General features: G+C 63.0%; 16 protein-coding genes. 6 read left to right on the forward strand and 10 right to left on the reverse strand.

The features are described from left to right. Positions 1 to 11 precede the first annotated feature (11 nt). The 3 genes from LB555_RS19855 to denD all read left to right on the forward strand — a co-directional run bounded on the left by LB555_RS19855 (position 12) and on the right by denD (position 2,269). A complete protein-coding gene (locus tag LB555_RS19855) occupies positions 12 to 980 on the forward strand; it encodes a cation diffusion facilitator family transporter (RefSeq protein ID WP_015315869.1) in 969 nt (322 codons plus the stop codon). 86 nt (positions 981 to 1,066) lie between these two features. Next, positions 1,067 to 1,276, forward strand: coding sequence for a hypothetical protein (locus tag LB555_RS19860; RefSeq protein ID WP_224683556.1), 210 nt, complete (start codon positions 1,067 to 1,069; stop codon positions 1,274 to 1,276). A gap of 12 nt (positions 1,277 to 1,288) precedes the next feature. Continuing rightward, positions 1,289 to 2,269: a D-erythronate dehydrogenase gene (gene denD, locus LB555_RS19865; protein ID WP_224683557.1), complete on the forward strand. Its 981-nt coding sequence runs from the start codon at positions 1,289 to 1,291 to the stop codon at positions 2,267 to 2,269. Between the two features lie 38 nt (positions 2,270 to 2,307). Here denD and LB555_RS19870 read toward each other — a convergent pair whose 3' ends face one another. The 4 genes from LB555_RS19870 to LB555_RS19885 all read right to left on the reverse strand — a co-directional run bounded on the left by LB555_RS19870 (position 2,308) and on the right by LB555_RS19885 (position 6,411). Beyond that, entirely contained in the window at positions 2,308 to 3,402 is a 1,095-nt protein-coding gene (locus tag LB555_RS19870; protein ID WP_263489207.1) for a nickel/cobalt transporter, read from the reverse strand. A gap of 77 nt (positions 3,403 to 3,479) precedes the next feature. After that, positions 3,480 to 4,148 (reverse strand): DUF1007 family protein, encoded by a 669-nt coding sequence (locus LB555_RS19875; RefSeq protein WP_224683558.1) that lies wholly within the window; start codon positions 4,146 to 4,148, stop codon positions 3,480 to 3,482. 163 nt (positions 4,149 to 4,311) lie between these two features. Beyond that, the gene (locus tag LB555_RS19880; protein ID WP_127275856.1) at positions 4,312 to 5,211 is read right to left on the reverse strand and encodes a LysR family transcriptional regulator; all 900 of its coding nucleotides are present in this window, start codon (positions 5,209 to 5,211) and stop codon (positions 4,312 to 4,314) included. A gap of 3 nt (positions 5,212 to 5,214) precedes the next feature. Then, entirely contained in the window at positions 5,215 to 6,411 is a 1,197-nt protein-coding gene (locus tag LB555_RS19885; protein WP_224683559.1) for an amidase, read from the reverse strand. A 541-nt stretch (positions 6,412 to 6,952) separates the two neighbouring features. Here LB555_RS19885 and odc2 point away from each other — a divergent pair. Next, the gene (gene odc2, locus LB555_RS19890; RefSeq protein WP_015315876.1) at positions 6,953 to 8,086 is read left to right on the forward strand and encodes an ornithine/lysine decarboxylase; all 1,134 of its coding nucleotides are present in this window, start codon (positions 6,953 to 6,955) and stop codon (positions 8,084 to 8,086) included. A gap of 98 nt (positions 8,087 to 8,184) precedes the next feature. Further along, complete coding sequence (locus LB555_RS19895) at positions 8,185 to 8,754, forward strand: GNAT family N-acetyltransferase (RefSeq protein WP_224683560.1); 570 nt, start codon at positions 8,185 to 8,187, stop codon at positions 8,752 to 8,754. Between the two features lie 77 nt (positions 8,755 to 8,831). Here LB555_RS19895 and LB555_RS19900 read toward each other — a convergent pair whose 3' ends face one another. The 5 genes from LB555_RS19900 to LB555_RS19920 all read right to left on the reverse strand — a co-directional run bounded on the left by LB555_RS19900 (position 8,832) and on the right by LB555_RS19920 (position 12,965). After that, complete coding sequence (locus LB555_RS19900) at positions 8,832 to 9,116, reverse strand: SCP2 sterol-binding domain-containing protein (protein ID WP_224530278.1); 285 nt, start codon at positions 9,114 to 9,116, stop codon at positions 8,832 to 8,834. 186 nt (positions 9,117 to 9,302) lie between these two features. Beyond that, positions 9,303 to 9,824 carry a hypothetical protein gene (locus LB555_RS19905; protein ID WP_140721409.1) on the reverse strand — a complete coding sequence of 174 codons (522 nt, stop codon included), beginning with the start codon at positions 9,822 to 9,824 and terminating at the stop codon, positions 9,303 to 9,305. Positions 9,825 to 9,853: 29 nt separating this feature from the next. Further along, positions 9,854 to 10,279, reverse strand: coding sequence for a hypothetical protein (locus LB555_RS19910; protein ID WP_140713433.1), 426 nt, complete (start codon positions 10,277 to 10,279; stop codon positions 9,854 to 9,856). A gap of 13 nt (positions 10,280 to 10,292) precedes the next feature. Beyond that, on the reverse strand, positions 10,293 to 10,865 hold the full coding sequence (locus tag LB555_RS19915) for a rod-binding protein (protein ID WP_181172903.1): 573 nt from the start codon (positions 10,863 to 10,865) through the stop codon (positions 10,293 to 10,295). 120 nt (positions 10,866 to 10,985) lie between these two features. Next, positions 10,986 to 12,965 (reverse strand): BTAD domain-containing putative transcriptional regulator, encoded by a 1,980-nt coding sequence (locus tag LB555_RS19920; protein WP_224683561.1) that lies wholly within the window; start codon positions 12,963 to 12,965, stop codon positions 10,986 to 10,988. Between the two features lie 307 nt (positions 12,966 to 13,272). Here LB555_RS19920 and LB555_RS19925 point away from each other — a divergent pair, with 307 nt between their 5' ends. Then, positions 13,273 to 14,142 (forward strand): DUF1194 domain-containing protein, encoded by an 870-nt coding sequence (locus tag LB555_RS19925; protein ID WP_224683562.1) that lies wholly within the window; start codon positions 13,273 to 13,275, stop codon positions 14,140 to 14,142. Between the two features lie 30 nt (positions 14,143 to 14,172). On the opposite strand, the gene LB555_RS19930 is transcribed toward LB555_RS19925, so the two are convergent. Further along, complete coding sequence (locus LB555_RS19930; RefSeq protein WP_140619426.1) at positions 14,173 to 14,556, reverse strand: hypothetical protein; 384 nt, start codon at positions 14,554 to 14,556, stop codon at positions 14,173 to 14,175.

Genomic DNA, 14,556 nt, shown 5'->3' on the forward strand with positions numbered 1-14,556 from the left:
GAGTTTGCCATTTGGCGCATATCCACGATCACAGCGGGCACGATCACGGCGGCGGCCATGTGCATGGGTCGACGGACCAGAAGCGCGTCCTGATCGCGGCCTGCCTGACCGCCGGCTTCATGGTGGCCGAGGCGCTCGGCGGCCTGTTCACCGGGTCGCTGGCGCTGCTGGCCGATGCCGGCCACATGCTCGCCGACGCCATTGCGCTCGGCCTGGCCTGGTATGCCTTCCATCTGGCGGGCCGGCCGGCAACCGGCCAGCTCACCTACGGCTTCGGCCGCGTCAAGACGCTGGTGGCCTACACCAATGGCATCGCCATTTTCGTCATCGCTCTGTGGATCGTCTACGAAGCGTGGGATCGCCTGCTGACACCGGCGCCGGTGCTGGGCGGGCCGATGCTGGTGGTGGCGATCCTCGGCCTGCTGGTCAATATCGGCTCCTTCCTGGTGCTGCATGGCGGCGATCGAGACAACCTCAACATGCGCGGCGCCATCCTGCATGTGCTCGGCGATCTGCTCGGCTCGGCAGCCGCGATCGTCGCGGCACTGGTCATCCTGGCGACCGGCTGGACGCCGATCGACCCGATCCTGTCCGTGCTGGTATCGCTGCTGATCCTGTCCACCGCGTGGTCGCTGATGCGCGCCGCCGCCCACGTCCTGCTCGAAGGCGTGCCGCCAAGCCTCGATCGCGACCTGATCGCCGGGGACATTCAGGCAACGGTCCAGGGCGTGCGCGAGGTGCACCATATGCACATCTGGTCGCTCGACGGGTCGAGCAGCATGGCGACGCTGCATGCCTGCCTCAACGAGGGCGTCGATGCCCATCAGGCGGTCAGCGCCATCAAGAAGCGGCTTGCCAGCGAGCACGGCATCAGCCATGCCACCGTGGAACCGGAATTCGGCCGGTGCGCCGACGATGGCGACGACCATCATCACGAGCATGAGCACGATGCGGCCGCGCATCACGGCCACTATCACTAGGATCGATCGATGACCATTGATCGGACCCTCAGGAGTCCTCCAGCTTTGCAACTCAGCTCGATGAACGACCGCCGTTCCGGTGCGGCATGATGGACCGTGACACGCGCAATGCGGCCATTGCGGCGGTCTGGATCATGCTTCTGTTCGGCATTGCCGCTTTCTACCTGCCGACCGTGATGTTGGCACTCGGCAGTTATTCGACCGTGCTGGCGGGTATCTTCGGCACCGTCTTCGTGCTGGCGTTTTTCCTGGTGTTCTGGTTGCGCGCGCGCACCCAGCGCAAAATTCGGAAGTAAGGGATATCGGACATGCGCATTTTGATCACCGGCGCCGCGGGCATGGTCGGCCGCAAGCTCATCGCCCGGCTGGCCAAGGACGGCACGCTGCGCGGCGAGAAGATCACCGCGCTCGACCTGCACGACATCGTGCCGCCGCAAGCGCCAGCCATGGACGGCGTCAGCGTCGCGCTGCACACGGGGGACCTTGCCGAAGCAGGCGCCGCGGAAAGCCTGGTTGTGTCGCGCCCCGATGTCGTCTTCCACCTCGCCGGCATCGTGTCGGGTGAGGCGGAAGCGAATTTCGACCTCGGCTACCGCGTCAACCTCGACGGCACGCGTGCGCTGTTCGACGCCATCCGCCTGGCAGGGTTTGCGCCGCGCGTCGTCTTCACGTCGTCAATCGCCGTTTTCGGCGCGCCGTTCCCGGATGTCATACCGGACGAATTCCACCCGACGCCGCTGACCTCCTACGGCACGCAGAAGCAAATGAGCGAAGCGCTGCTGGCAGACTATTCCAGGCGCGGCTTCTTCGACGGCATCGGCATCCGGCTGCCGACGATCTGCGTGCGGCCCGGCAAGCCCAACAAGGCGGCGTCCGGCTTCTTCTCCGGTATCATTCGTGAACCCTTGAGCGGGCAGGAGGCGATCCTGCCGGTGCCGCGCTCGGTCGTGCACACCCATGCCAGCCCGCGCTCGGCGGTGAGTTTCCTGATCCATGGCGCGGAGATCGAGGGCGCAGCCGTGGGGCCGCGCCGCAACCTGACGATGCCGGGTGTCGCCGTCACCGTTGGCGAGCAGATCGAGGCGCTGGAACGGGTGGCTGGATCGCAGGCGACAAGCCTGATCCGCGAGGTGCCCGACGAGACGATCTGGGCAATCGTCAAGGGCTGGCCGACCCGCTTCGAGGCGCGGCGGTCAAGGGAACTTGGCTTCAGTGCCGAAAAGAGTTTTGACGAGATCATCCGCGCGCATATCGAGGATGAGCTGGGCGGCAACATTCCCAGTTGGTAGCGCACGTTGCCTATCCCATTCCGACGGAATGGTAGGGTCTAAACGCTGCCCGTCAGGCTCGCGGACAGCAGCAGCAGTCCGAACAGGAAGACGAAGGCGGCGCCGCCGATCTCGACGATCGAGTGGATGCGGTTGCCCATGCGGCCGTCGCCGGCGAAATACACCGCCCAGTTCTTGGCGGTCACCGCCAGTGTGGCCAGGGCCGAGACGGTGATCGCGGTTCCGATCGACATTGCCAGCACCGACAGCAGGCCGCCGAGCCAGAGCCCGTTGAGCAGCGCGAAGCTGAGAACGATCAAAGCACCGGAGCAAGGGCGGATGCCGACGGCGGCTACCGCCGACCAGGCGGTGCGCCAATCGAAGCGGTCACCCGACAGCAGCGCCGGATCGGGTGCATGCGAGTGGCCACAGGTGTCGCAGACCTCGCCGCTGGCGTGGTCGTGATGCGTATGATCGTGCGCGCCGTGGCCGTGATGATCGTGCGAATGGCCATGCCCATGGTCGTGATCGTCATGCCCGTGCAGTGCGTGGGAATGAGCGTGCGCCGCATGGTCGTGAGCGCCATGCGAATGGCCGGCATGGGAATGACCGGCGTGAGCCGCCGACAGGCTGTAGGCTGGGCCCTTGCCAAACAGGCGCAGGACGGCTGGACCGAGCTTGCGCCACAAAAGCCAGGCGCCAAAGAGGGTGACCAGGGCAAAGCTCATGATCTCCATGAACCAGGCCGCATCGGTCATCGAGATGGTGGTGCCGCGCAGGACGAAATAGGCCAGCAGCATCACCAGGATCGCCGTCAGGCCCTGCAGCAGCGCCGAGACGAAGGACAACAGGATGCCGCGCTTCAGCGCCACTTCGTTGGCCACCATATAAGACGAGATCACCGCCTTGCCGTGGCCGGGGCCGGCGGCGTGGAAAATGCCATAGGCGAAGGACAGGCCGATGAGTATCCAGATCTTGCTGTTGTCCTGGCGCATTGCCTTCATGGCTGTCGCCAGCGCGCGGTAGAATTCCTGCTGCCTGAGATTGATCCACATCAGGATATGGGCGAACGGACCGGTGGTGGGTGCCATGCCGTCATTGACGCCGATGCCGAGTGAACTCTGGGCGTGCGCGGCATTGGCGAAATGCATCATGGCAAAGGTAAGGGCCAACAGGCCGACTGCCAAACGCAGGGACGGTTTCGAACGGTCGCCGATCAGGTTCACCGGATCTATCCTTCTGGCTGACAGGTCAGTTCGAGTTTGGTGGCGAAGATCTTGCTCATGTCGGTACCTGTCGGATCGTTGAAGAAGGCGTCCGTCAGGGTCTTCTGGTTTTCCTTGATCGCTTCGTCCGGGTCCGGCCGGACGACCTTGCTCGTGCAGTTCGACGGCAGGCCCTCGACGGTGATGTTGGAATCCTCGGTGAAGTCGATGGCCGTATAGAAGGTAGGATCGTAGACGCCGATGTCGATCGTGCCGGTCAGCTTGATAGGCACCTTGGGTTCGGACTCGAACAGGATGATCAACTGGTCGTTGTCGAAATTGGCCATCAGATGCGGCGGCGGCGCCATTGTGACGTCCTTGCCGTTCTGCGTGACGAGCTGGAAGTAATTGAACTCGGCCAGCGAGGCATGGACGGTGTCGGCGACCTCCTTCAGCTCCTTGTCGTCAAGCTTCAGGTCGGAGTTCTTGTCGAACTCCATCATCACCGTACTCGAAAACAGATCGTCGAAGCGCCACAGATGGCGCAACGCTTTCACACTTTGGTGATCCGGGGACAGGATCACGTCGAGGCGCGCCTCGGCGAAGACGTGCGGATGCACCTCGGCCGGTCTTGTCGCGGCAAAGATCGCCGCCAAGGCCGAGGCCAGCATGATTGCGTGCCGTTTCAGATGCATTCGCGGTCGCGATTCCCTTGGCTTTCGAGAGCGTTGTCGAAGGTTACCAGAAAGGGGGCGAAATTGGGACTGCCGGCGCATGTCACCCAAAAATGCGCGAGGCTTTGGGATAGCGCCAAGCACGCACGAGAGTTCAAAGCTGCGGTATCCGGGCTGGGGCGAGTCAGGCGCTCTCGCGCGTCCTGAACCACTGCACCAGGAAGTCGACGAAAACGCGGACCTTCGCCGGGAGGTAACGGCGATGCGGATAGACGGCGAAGATGCCGCCGCCCGACAGGATGCGGTCGTCGAGCACCGCCACCAATTGGCCGCTCTTGAGGTCTGGGGCGGCGATGAAATCCGGCAGGATGCAAAATCCAAGCCCCGACAAGGCTGCGGCGCGCGCGGCCATCGGGCTGTTGACCTCGATCGGGCCGGAGACGGCGATGCTCACCGGATCGCCATTGTCGCCCTTGAAGGGCCAGTTGTTCAGTCCGCGGCCATTGGTGTCGACGATGCAGGGCATGTGGCTGAGATCCTGCGGTCGCGTCGGCATGCCATGCTTGGCGATCAGTTCTGGAGAGCCGCAGAGCTTGATCGAAAACGGCGCCAGCCGCCTGGCGATCAGCGACGAGTTCTCCAGCCGCGAGATGCGCACGGCAAGGTCGAAGCCTTCCTCGACCAGATCGACAAAGCGGTCGTCGAGCTGGATGTCGAGCACGATGTCGGGATACTGCTTAGCGAAGTCGATCAGCGACTGGCCGATCGGCGCGTCGGCGAAGGTGCGCGGCGCCGACAGCTTGATGCGGCCGCGCACGTCGCCGGAGGATTCGCGCACGGCGTCGGCCAGGCTATCGACCTCGCGCACGATTTCCGAGGCGCGGCGGTAGTAGGTGTGGCCGGCCTCGGTCATCGAGAACTGGCGCGTGGTGCGGTTCAGCAGCAGAGCGCCGAGCTCGTCCTCCAGCTCGCGCACATATTTCGACAGCAGCGCCTTGGAGCGGCCGATCTTGCGCGCCGCCGCCGAAAAGCCTTCGGCCTCGACGACGTCGATGAAGGCGCGCATGCGGGTCAGTGTGTCCATTGTTCAGGCTCTTTGTGCTGCGTCGAGAAGTTTTCGGCCGAGCCGTATCAGGGCAATGTCGCTGCCGGAAGGGCCAAGCAGCGACAGGCCGAACGGAGCGCCGGCGACCGAGCCGATCGGCAAGGTGATCTGCGGAAAGCCGGAGAGCCCGGCCAGGCATAGAAGATGGAGCGCGCGTTCGCGGTAGGCCTGGAATTGCTCCGGTGTGCTGTCGACATAGGGTGCCGGACCCGGCACCGTCGGCAGGACAAGGAAGCCGTCCTTGCCAAGCAAGGCGCTGAGTTCGCCGCGAAAGGTCAGCCGGCGCACCTTCTCGGCCTGTGCTGTCCGGTCGTCGACCGCACGGCCAAAGCCGAACCGTTCCTCGACGCCGGGCCCGAGCTCGCGCTCGCCGCTGGTGATCCATTCGCCATGCACTGTCCAGGCCTCCTTGGCCTGCAGGCGGCGAAAGCACCAGTAGAGTTCGTCCGGGGACGAGCTGAAGCGCGTCGCTGGCGTCGCCGGCGTACCGAACACCGTGCCCACCAGCGCCTTCATTCCGGCATATTCGGCGGCCGCCGGCCGGGCGACCATCTCGTCCAGCCAGCCGAGCGCCAGCGGGCGGTCCAGGGAATGCTGGTGCGCATCGCGGCCAAGCAACAGCTTGCCGACAGTCTCATAGGTTTCGATGTCGTCGGCGAACCAGCCGAACGTGTCGAGACTCGGCGCCAGTTGCATGGTGCCGTCGAGGGAAATGCGGCCATGCGTGGTGCGCAGCCCGATCAGCCCGCAGAAACTCGCCGGCGCGCGGATCGAACCCCCGGTGTCTGACCCCGTGGCGATGTCGGCCAACCTGCCCGCCACCGCCGCCGCCGACCCCGACGACGAGCCTCCGGTGACACGGTCGGGAGCCGCGGAGTTCACCGGAAACGGAAAATGCGCGTTCTGGCCGAACAGAGCGAAGGCGAGTTCGTCGGTCTGCGTCTTGCCGATGAAGCGCGCACCGGCGTCGAGAATTGCCTGCACGGCCGGCGCCGTGCGCGAAGCGGCGTGGCCATTGGCGAATTTCTGCAAATTGCCGCAACCGGTGCGGTAGCCGGCAACGTCGTAAATATCCTTGACCGCCAGCCGCAGGCCGGCCAGGGGTCCAAGTTCGGCATGCGCCACCGGCATCTGGCGAAGGTCGAGAAAGGCGTTGAAAGGGCCGTGCGTGCCTGTCATCGTTCGATATCCGTATACGGTTGGCCAACATTGTTCGATGGCAGAAATTTTACAACCTGCGATAAGATTTTTATTGATTGTGAAATGCTTCGCTCTTATATCGCGCTTGCCCAAAGTCGCACGTGCCTGTGGGTGTCCGCCGATCCTCGAATGGTGAGGGAAATCGGTAAGGTAACTGGAGCTAACCCCTCCAGTCGGTTTAGCGGCCAACCGCCAGACCGAGGACACCTTGAAGCAACGACGGTGCGGGCCTTTCTGGTTCTCTGCCGGTTGTCCAAAGACCGGGGTTACTGAAGAGGCACACCTTCATTGCCGGCAGTGCGGAACGGGGTTCGCCCAATCCAAGCCAAGGCAGACAAAGCGAACCGAAGCCGGGCAAGGCTAAGGTTCATCGCCGCGAGACGGCGTTTCATGGTTCCGGGGTCTCCACCGGCTGGTTCCATGGATTTTCCGTCCCGCCTTTGTTTGACCGCGTGTTCGCGAGGCCGACAGCCCGCGCCCGCACCCTTGTGCGCGCCGAAAGGCGCGATGGAGAAACCCGATGGCCACACAGCGCATCCTCGACTTCCTCGCCACCCGACGTCCGTCCGGCCCCTGCCTCGTCGTCGACCTCGACGTCGTGCGCGACAATTTCCGCGCCTTCGAGAAGGCTCTGCCCGATTCCAAGATCTATTATGCGGTGAAAGCAAACCCGGCGCCGGAAATCCTGCGCCTGCTTGCTGCGATGGGCTCGTCCTTCGACACCGCTTCCGTTGCCGAAGTCGAGATGGCGATGGACGCCGGTGCGCCGGCGGACCGCATCTCCTTCGGCAACACCATCAAGAAGGAGCGTGACATCGCACGCGCCTACCAGCTCGGCATCCGGCTGTTCGCGGTCGATTGCGTCGAGGAAGTCGAGAAGATCGCGCGCGCCGCTCCAGGCTCCCGCGTGTTCTGCCGCGTGCTGACCGATGGCGAGGGCGCCGAGTGGCCGCTGTCGCGCAAGTTCGGCTGCGTGCCCGACATGGCCGTCGACGTGCTGCGCCATGCCAGGGGCCTCGGCCTCGACGCCCATGGCGTGTCGTTCCATGTCGGCTCGCAGCAGACCGACCTGACCGCGTGGGACCGTGCTCTGGCCGACGCCAAGAAGGTGTTCGCGACGCTCGCGGAAGAAGGCATCGTGCTCAAGATGGTCAATATGGGCGGCGGCTTCCCGACGCGCTATTTGCGTGACGTGCCGGCGGCCCAGGCCTATGGCCAGGCGATCTTCTCGGCGCTGCGCAAGCACTTCGGCAACGCCATTCCCGAGACGATCATCGAGCCGGGCCGCGGCATGGTCGGCAATGCCGGCGTCATCAAGTCGGAAGTCGTGCTGATCTCGAAGAAGGCCGACAACGACAATGTGCGCTGGGTGTTCCTCGACATCGGCAAGTTCGGCGGTCTGGCCGAGACGATGGACGAGGCGATCCGCTATCCCCTCGTCACCCGCCATGACGGCAGCGAGACCGCGCCTTGCGTGCTCGCCGGCCCGACCTGCGATTCGGCCGACGTGATGTACGAGAAGACGCCCTATCCGCTGCCCTTGTCGCTGACCATCGGCGACGAGGTGCTGATTGAAGGCACCGGCGCCTACACGACCACCTACTCGGCGGTCGCCTTCAACGGCTTCGAGCCTCTCCGATCCTACGTGATCTGACGGCTCATTAGAGCTGTTCAGATCATCCCAGGTGGGCGCCCGTCGCCCACTTGGGCTCGCCTGTGGAACATATCTCCGCTCGTGAAGGGATCGCGGAAATGGAAATGTCAGTCGAATTCGTAGCTCATGCGCCGGCCTTCGCCATGGTCGCCGAAACCACTGCCGACGTGGCGGCGCGCGAAGCCTTGCTCGATCGCGCCATGGGGCCGAAGCGCAAGACCAAATCATCGGAGAAGCTGCGCCGCGGCCGCCGGCCCTCGGAGGGGCTTGCCTTCGTCGCACGCGATGCCTCGGGCGGCGTGGCCGGTACGGTGCGGCTATGGGATGTCACGCTGGGCGAGGGCGGTCCGGCAGCGCTGCTGCTTGGCCCGCTCGCCGTCGACCCATCGCTCAAGAGTGCCGGCATCGGCTCGGCGCTGATGCGGCATGCCATCGCGGAAGCCGCGCGCCTCGGCCACGCTGCGATCCTGCTGGTTGGAGACGAGCCTTACTATGGCCGCTTCGGCTTTTCGGCCGCCAGGACCGGGGCGCTCGCCATGCCGGGGCCTTACGAACGGCACCGTCTGCTGGCCTTGGAACTGCTGGAGGGCGTGCTTGACGGCGCCAGGGGCACGCTGAAGGCGTCCGGCCGCAAGCTCAAGGCACAGGCGCCGACCTTGGCCGCATGAGGCCTTAAGCGCGACTGCCCTTCAAACGAAACGCCGCCTGAAAAGGCGGCGTTTCGTTTACCTCGAAGTCGTGCCTGTCAACCGATCAACTGGCTCAGCGCCATGGCGACGCTCATGTCGCCCTCGACCTTTATCTTGCCGGTCATGAACGCCATGGTCGGGTTCAGGTCGCCCGCGATCAGCGAATCCAGATCGTCGAGTGACAGCTTGATGGTGCAGTCGGCGGGAGCGTCCGTGGTCGAGACGGCCGCGCCGTCGATGACGATGACGCCGTCGCTGCCGGTGTCGAACTTCACGGAACGGTCGAAGCCGCTGCTGGCCACGCGCGACTTGATCTTCTCGGCTATATCCTGAACGCTCACGCTGTTCTCCCTGTCTGGTTGCATCTGTCACGCTACGCACTTCGGTCCAGCCGAAGTTCATGCGGCATCACTGGCGATCATGATCGCTGCCGCATATAGCTTCGGATTGACGTTTACGTCAACGCGAATTGCAGGGATTGGCCCCAACGCCGACTGCTCTAGGGCCTCCGGCACCGGGCCGATAGCTTAGTGCGCGCTGACCGGCTTGGGAGTCTCGGTCGCCTGGGTGCTGGCATCCTGCCGCCGACGCAGCCAGTTATCGCGGATCTCATCCTTGCTCAGGAAATTGACCTGGTCGATCAGGACCTCATGGACCAGGGTTGCGCCGACCCGGGTGTTGATCGTGTCGCGGATCGTGGCGCGAAAGGCATCGAGGTCGAGCGTCGCCTTCTTGGTGAAGTCGATCTGGGGGTTGGCGTAGAGATAGGTGTAGACTTGGTCGGTGATGAGCGCCTCGGCCGGGATCGACAGCTTCTTTATCTGCTCCGGCTCGACGGTGTAGACGAGCTTGGCCAGAAAATAGCCGTCGATCTTGGAGTCGTGGATCAGCGGCACCGAAATGATGTCGGTCTTGACGTAGTCCAGCCCGCCCAGCATCGGCTTGGGTTTCTCACCGACGCCCTGTTCACCGGCGGCCTGGAACGAATAGAACACCGCGCCGAGCGTGGCGGCGCAGATCCAGACCGCTATGGCGATGACCTTGATCATTTTGAACGCGAGCTCGGCATTGCCGCGCTCTAACCTTTCATCCTGCCGAACTCGCCGGCGGAGTAGGTGCCGTCGGTCTCGGCGCGCTGGATGGCACTGCGCAGCAGGCTGGCGACCTCGTTGACGGCGCTCAGATGCGCCAGGATAGCGGCTTCGTTCTTCGCCAGCTTCTGGCGCAGCCGGGTCAGGCCCTCGCGGTGCTGCTCGAGGAATTCGGCTTCGCTGCCGCCCTTCATGGCCCGGGTCAGCTCGTAGAGATAGCGGCTCTTGCGGGCGTTCGACGCCTTGAGGTCATAGCTTGTATCGCTGCGGATGCCGGCGGTCTCTTCCTCGACCACCTCCTCGATGCGGCCGATGATGGCGGCAAGGTTTCCAGGCCGCGCGAAAGGAGTCGGTGCCTCCGACGCGGTGGTGCGCGCGGGCAGCTTGGCGGTGAATTCCGAAGAGTCGGCCATGTGTTTCCCAGTCCTAGATCTTGATGTCTGTTTTTTTGGTTGTCTCGTCGCCGGTCATCGACTTGGCGGCTTTGCGCTGCAGCTCCTGGACGAGCGACGCGGACAGACGGGTCTGCTGATCGATCTCGGTTTTTTCCGGCCCATTCGAGATCGGGCCGATCGGAATCTTGCGCTTGCCGTCCATGTAGTGGTCGGCGAGCAGCGACTTGGCGATGCCGATGCCGCCGCGGTCAGCCATGACGTCGGCGACACGCTCGGCGAGCTGCGATTTCCACATGTCGCCTGCGAGACCCGTGCCATAGACGCCCTCGGTGTCCTTGGGCAGCATGTTCTGGATGAAGGTCTGCAGGACCATCGCCTCGAACTTCTTGAACTTCTTGGCCGGGTCGGCTGTTGCGGCGGCCTTGTCCGCCGTCGCGCGCGACAGGATCGAGCCGGCATCGACCGAAGCCGCGGTGTCGACCGAAAACGTGCCGGCGACGCTGCCGGCGCGCTTGGTCAGCGCGGCGCGGGCAGCCTCGATATCCATCGGATCGGCAGCTCGGACGACATCCATCACGATGTCGCTGGGTGGAGAAATCGCCAAGAAGGTCCGCCTTTTGCCGGGTTTCCTTAGCCAGGACCATGCCTCAACAAGCTTGTGGCAGGCTTGCGGAGGCGGGCTTGATCTGGTTTCTCCGGGTCCAAGCCGTCTAGCCACCTTTCGTCAGGAAGCAGGAAGGCCAGCTCTCGACAGCATTTCGAGGAATCTCGCGTGATGATGATCCTTCACATAGCGAGGCACAAAGCCGGGGCAGACATTGCCCAGGTTGAGATGGGGAAGTTGTGACAGGCAATGGTGTATGGCCCTAGAGGCTTCTTCGTTGTTTCCGGTCGCCGACGCGGACGCGGCCCAGTAAAGGGCGCCGCGAACAAATCCCGGCTTTGTCCTGACCACCCTGCGGGCGACTTCGAGCGCCCGCCGATCGTCGCCGCCCGCAAACAGTGCGACAACCAAGCCATGATGACGCCAGAAATCGATGACGTCATGCGTTCCGAGCCGGATTGCCTCGTTCGCCTCACGCACTGCTTCGTTTACCTCTCCGCGCAATGCCAACAGCATCGAAATGTCGCCGTGGCCGGTCGGATAGCTTGGATTGAGACTGATCGCGTGCTGGCATTCGGCGATCGCTTCGTCGATGCGGCCACAGCTTTCGAGCGCGAATGACAGGATGCAGCGGGCAATTTCGTCGTCAGGCACCGCCCGTACCGACGCCGCCGCAAGCTCGACCGCCCGCTCGATCTGGCCCGGCTCCCTGGGTAACGAGCCGAACGCCACGCCCATTGAAATTATGATCGAGAGCGTCCGCTTCGCACGCGCGTTGTCGGCGCCTATGGAGACAGCTTTCTCGGCAAGTTCTAGCCCGATCAGAAGCGAGTCCCGGGTCATCTCAAAATACTTCATCAAAGCTTCGTTCACCAACCTGCGCACTTCGGGGGGACCAGGCGGACTCTTGTCGCGGACTTTCCAGTTGGTCAGTTGAAGGTCGAGGATCACGGCCAAGACAACAGACTGTGCGATCCTGTCCTGGAATTCGAGCGCATTCTCGGACTGCCCGTCGAACTTCTGGGCCCAGACGTTGTGGCCGCCAGCGGCATCGACAAGCTGGATGTTCACCCTCAGCCCATTGCCCGATCTCTGGACGCTGCCGCTAAGCACGTATCGCGCACGGAGCGTTCCCGGGATCTTGGTTCCTTCGGCACCACTTTTCTCCGCAGGCGGCTGTGCGGAGAGCACGACATAATCGGCCACCTCGGAAAGAGCCGTGGTGATGTCCTGCATGAGCCCCTTGGAGAAAAAGTCGTCGCCTTGCTTTCCGGTCAGATTGATGAAGTCGGCAACGCTGATCGATGGGCGCCCGTGGCGCTGGTTGGCTGGAACAGTATTTGCCGACTGTGTATTCGACGCCGTATCGGTAGACAGCATGGATTGCCAAAGCGCTCGCGTTTCCGGGCCGACCTCGACCCCGAACTCTTTCTTCAACATGCTTCTGCAAACTTCGTATGTCCTGATCGCCCTGTCGCGTTGACCCGACGCAAGCAGTAATTCCATCTTGAGCCGATAGGCCTCTTCCCGCGTCGGTTCCATGACGAGAACGCGATCGACCAGTATGATTCCGGTTTCCGTGTCAACGAGACGGGCCAATTTTTCGAAAGCTTCAAGTGCGCGGCTCAGCAATCTGTCGCGTTCGGATGTGACCCAGCCATCGAACCCATCGCTTCCCAGATAAAACCCGTCGAGGAACGGCCCGTTGTAGTTCGCCAGAGCCTTTTCGAGTTCCGGCACAGAACGGGCCGTGAGGCCTGCTTCGAACTCGTCCACGTCAACCCGAACCGCGTCTGGCGTGAGGCCAATCGATTCCCCGCGGGAATGGATAAGATTCACGCCTGCCCGCGATAAATCCCGGCGCAGAATACTGAGGGTTTGCCTCAGACTGTTGCGGGAGTGTTCGCTATCGCTGTCACTCCAGAATAGATCAGCCAGCCTCTCCCGTGTCGCTGCCATGCCTGGAGACCGGGACAGATAAGCGATGATCGCAGGCCCTCGTTTTCCTGTCAGCCGGAGCGAATCCGCCATGGCATTTTCGATCCTGAAACCACCGAAGAGTGAGATTCTATTTGTCTCGTCCTTATCTTCATTTTGCATTTGCTCTCCCCGCCTGACGAAATTCTAACTCAAAACTAACGCTTCGCAAACAGTAGCGGCCCACCCTCAAGCGCTGCCGTGATGCAGGATTGTCTAGGTCCGGCGAGTTAGGGGGGGACCTTCCCGCGGGTCTGGTTGGGCGAGTCCTTCGCGGCGCTCGCCATGCAACTGAGTTTGCTGGGCTGTTACCTTCTATGGACCAAGGCGGATCTGCTGCTGCTCGGCGCGCGGAGCAAGGTTCTTCGCGAGATTTCCACATGTTGAAAAGTAACTGTTTGAGAATGCCCGTCTTGAGGTGGAGAATGACATGTTGGGTAGTATGCATCGGGGCGTAGGTGCCCTGTCCGTAGCGGCCTCTTTTCGCGAGCAGGCGTGCGCGATATGCAGGGGTACCCTGATATCGGGGACAGAGCGGTCAGCCGAAGGGCCAGCAAAGCGTGCCGGCCTATTTTTGGCGCTGGTAGGGACACTTGGAGCTTCGGTGGTTTGGGCGCCGCAGGCCTGGGCGGCCAACGTCGATGTTGCCGTAGTATTCGCTGTCGATTTCTCATCCTCGGTCGATCCAAAGGTCGCCGATCTACAGCGCGAAGGTCATGCTGCGGCACTTACTTCTCCAGAGATCATCGCCGCCATCGCGCGCAATTACGTCGGCTGCATCAGCGTTGCCTACTTTGAGTGGTCAAGTCCCGGACACTCACGCGTCGTGCTGCCGTGGACAAACATCTGCGGGCTGGAAGACGCCAGAGCGGCCGCATCGGTGATCAGCAAGAAAGGAGATACCGGCTTCGCCCGTCGGGGGCGGAGCGGAACGTCCGTATCGTCGGCTATTGATGTCGGTGCCCTTCTGCTCGACCAGTTTCCGGGAACGGCAGCAAAGAAAGTAATCGACATCTCAGCCAACGGCGAGAATAATGATGGGCTTCCTGTTCAGCCGAGCAGGCTGAACGCCGTTGCCAAGGGGTATACAATCAACGCGATTGCCGTTCCAACGCAGGATGAGGATCCCGATCAACCGTTGGCATCCTATTTTGCCAAATCGGTCATTGGCGGCTCCCAAGCCTTCGTTATAACGCCGAAGGGACCGAGTGACTATGTGATGGCCCTTCGCCGCAAGCTGGTTACGGAAGTAAGCATGGACGTTAGCCGGCAGGCGGATGGACTCTCTACGCAACATTGATGAGTTCGGGCAACGTTCCGGCTCCGCCAATTACTCCTGTCCCCGCTTCTGCGCGATCAGGTCCAGCCGCTCGCGGTCTGATCTCTCGCGCTCGTCGCGGTTGCGCAGGTCCCTGTAGGCGCGCTCGACCATGTTCGTGCGGGCGGTTGCCGCGGCGATGAGGGCGGCTTCTTGTCTCGCGCCTTCCAGGCTCTCCTCCTGGCGCACGACGGCCTGGGCGATGCGGCGATGATAGAGATCGGGGAACAGGCTAGAGAGGGAATTGTCCTGGTCGAAATGGCCGATCAATTCGCGGGCCTCGGTCTCGGCGGCGCTTGCCGCGGCGACGAAGGTGGCGTGGCGGGTTTCGTGCAGGGCTTTCAGCTGTCCCTGCACCTTGACCAGTTTCCTCAGACGATCCTTGCGCGTGCTCAT

Source organism: Mesorhizobium sp. BR-1-1-10 (assembly GCF_020165595.1).
GTDB classification, from domain to species: Bacteria; Pseudomonadota; Alphaproteobacteria; order Rhizobiales; family Rhizobiaceae; genus Mesorhizobium; species Mesorhizobium australicum.

Coding starts and splice junctions, on each gene's coding strand:
- LB555_RS19885 (WP_224683559.1), bottom strand. CDS start 6,411: ATGACAGGCACGCACGGCCCTTTCAACGCCTTTCTCGACCTTCGCCAG.
- LB555_RS19895 (WP_224683560.1), top strand. CDS start 8,185: ATGGAAATGTCAGTCGAATTCGTAGCTCATGCGCCGGCCTTCGCCATG.
- odc2 (WP_015315876.1), top strand. CDS start 6,953: ATGGCCACACAGCGCATCCTCGACTTCCTCGCCACCCGACGTCCGTCC.
- LB555_RS19930 (WP_140619426.1), bottom strand. CDS start 14,556: ATGAGCACGCGCAAGGATCGTCTGAGGAAACTGGTCAAGGTGCAGGGA.
- denD (WP_224683557.1), top strand. CDS start 1,289: ATGCGCATTTTGATCACCGGCGCCGCGGGCATGGTCGGCCGCAAGCTC.
- LB555_RS19910 (WP_140713433.1), bottom strand. CDS start 10,279: ATGGCCGACTCTTCGGAATTCACCGCCAAGCTGCCCGCGCGCACCACC.
- LB555_RS19870 (WP_263489207.1), bottom strand. CDS start 3,402: ATGATGCATTTCGCCAATGCCGCGCACGCCCAGAGTTCACTCGGCATC.
- LB555_RS19920 (WP_224683561.1), bottom strand. CDS start 12,965: ATGCAAAATGAAGATAAGGACGAGACAAATAGAATCTCACTCTTCGGT.
- LB555_RS19875 (WP_224683558.1), bottom strand. CDS start 4,148: ATGCATCTGAAACGGCACGCAATCATGCTGGCCTCGGCCTTGGCGGCG.
- LB555_RS19880 (WP_127275856.1), bottom strand. CDS start 5,211: ATGGACACACTGACCCGCATGCGCGCCTTCATCGACGTCGTCGAGGCC.
- LB555_RS19860 (WP_224683556.1), top strand. CDS start 1,067: ATGATGGACCGTGACACGCGCAATGCGGCCATTGCGGCGGTCTGGATC.
- LB555_RS19925 (WP_224683562.1), top strand. CDS start 13,273: ATGTTGGGTAGTATGCATCGGGGCGTAGGTGCCCTGTCCGTAGCGGCC.
- LB555_RS19905 (WP_140721409.1), bottom strand. CDS start 9,824: ATGATCAAGGTCATCGCCATAGCGGTCTGGATCTGCGCCGCCACGCTC.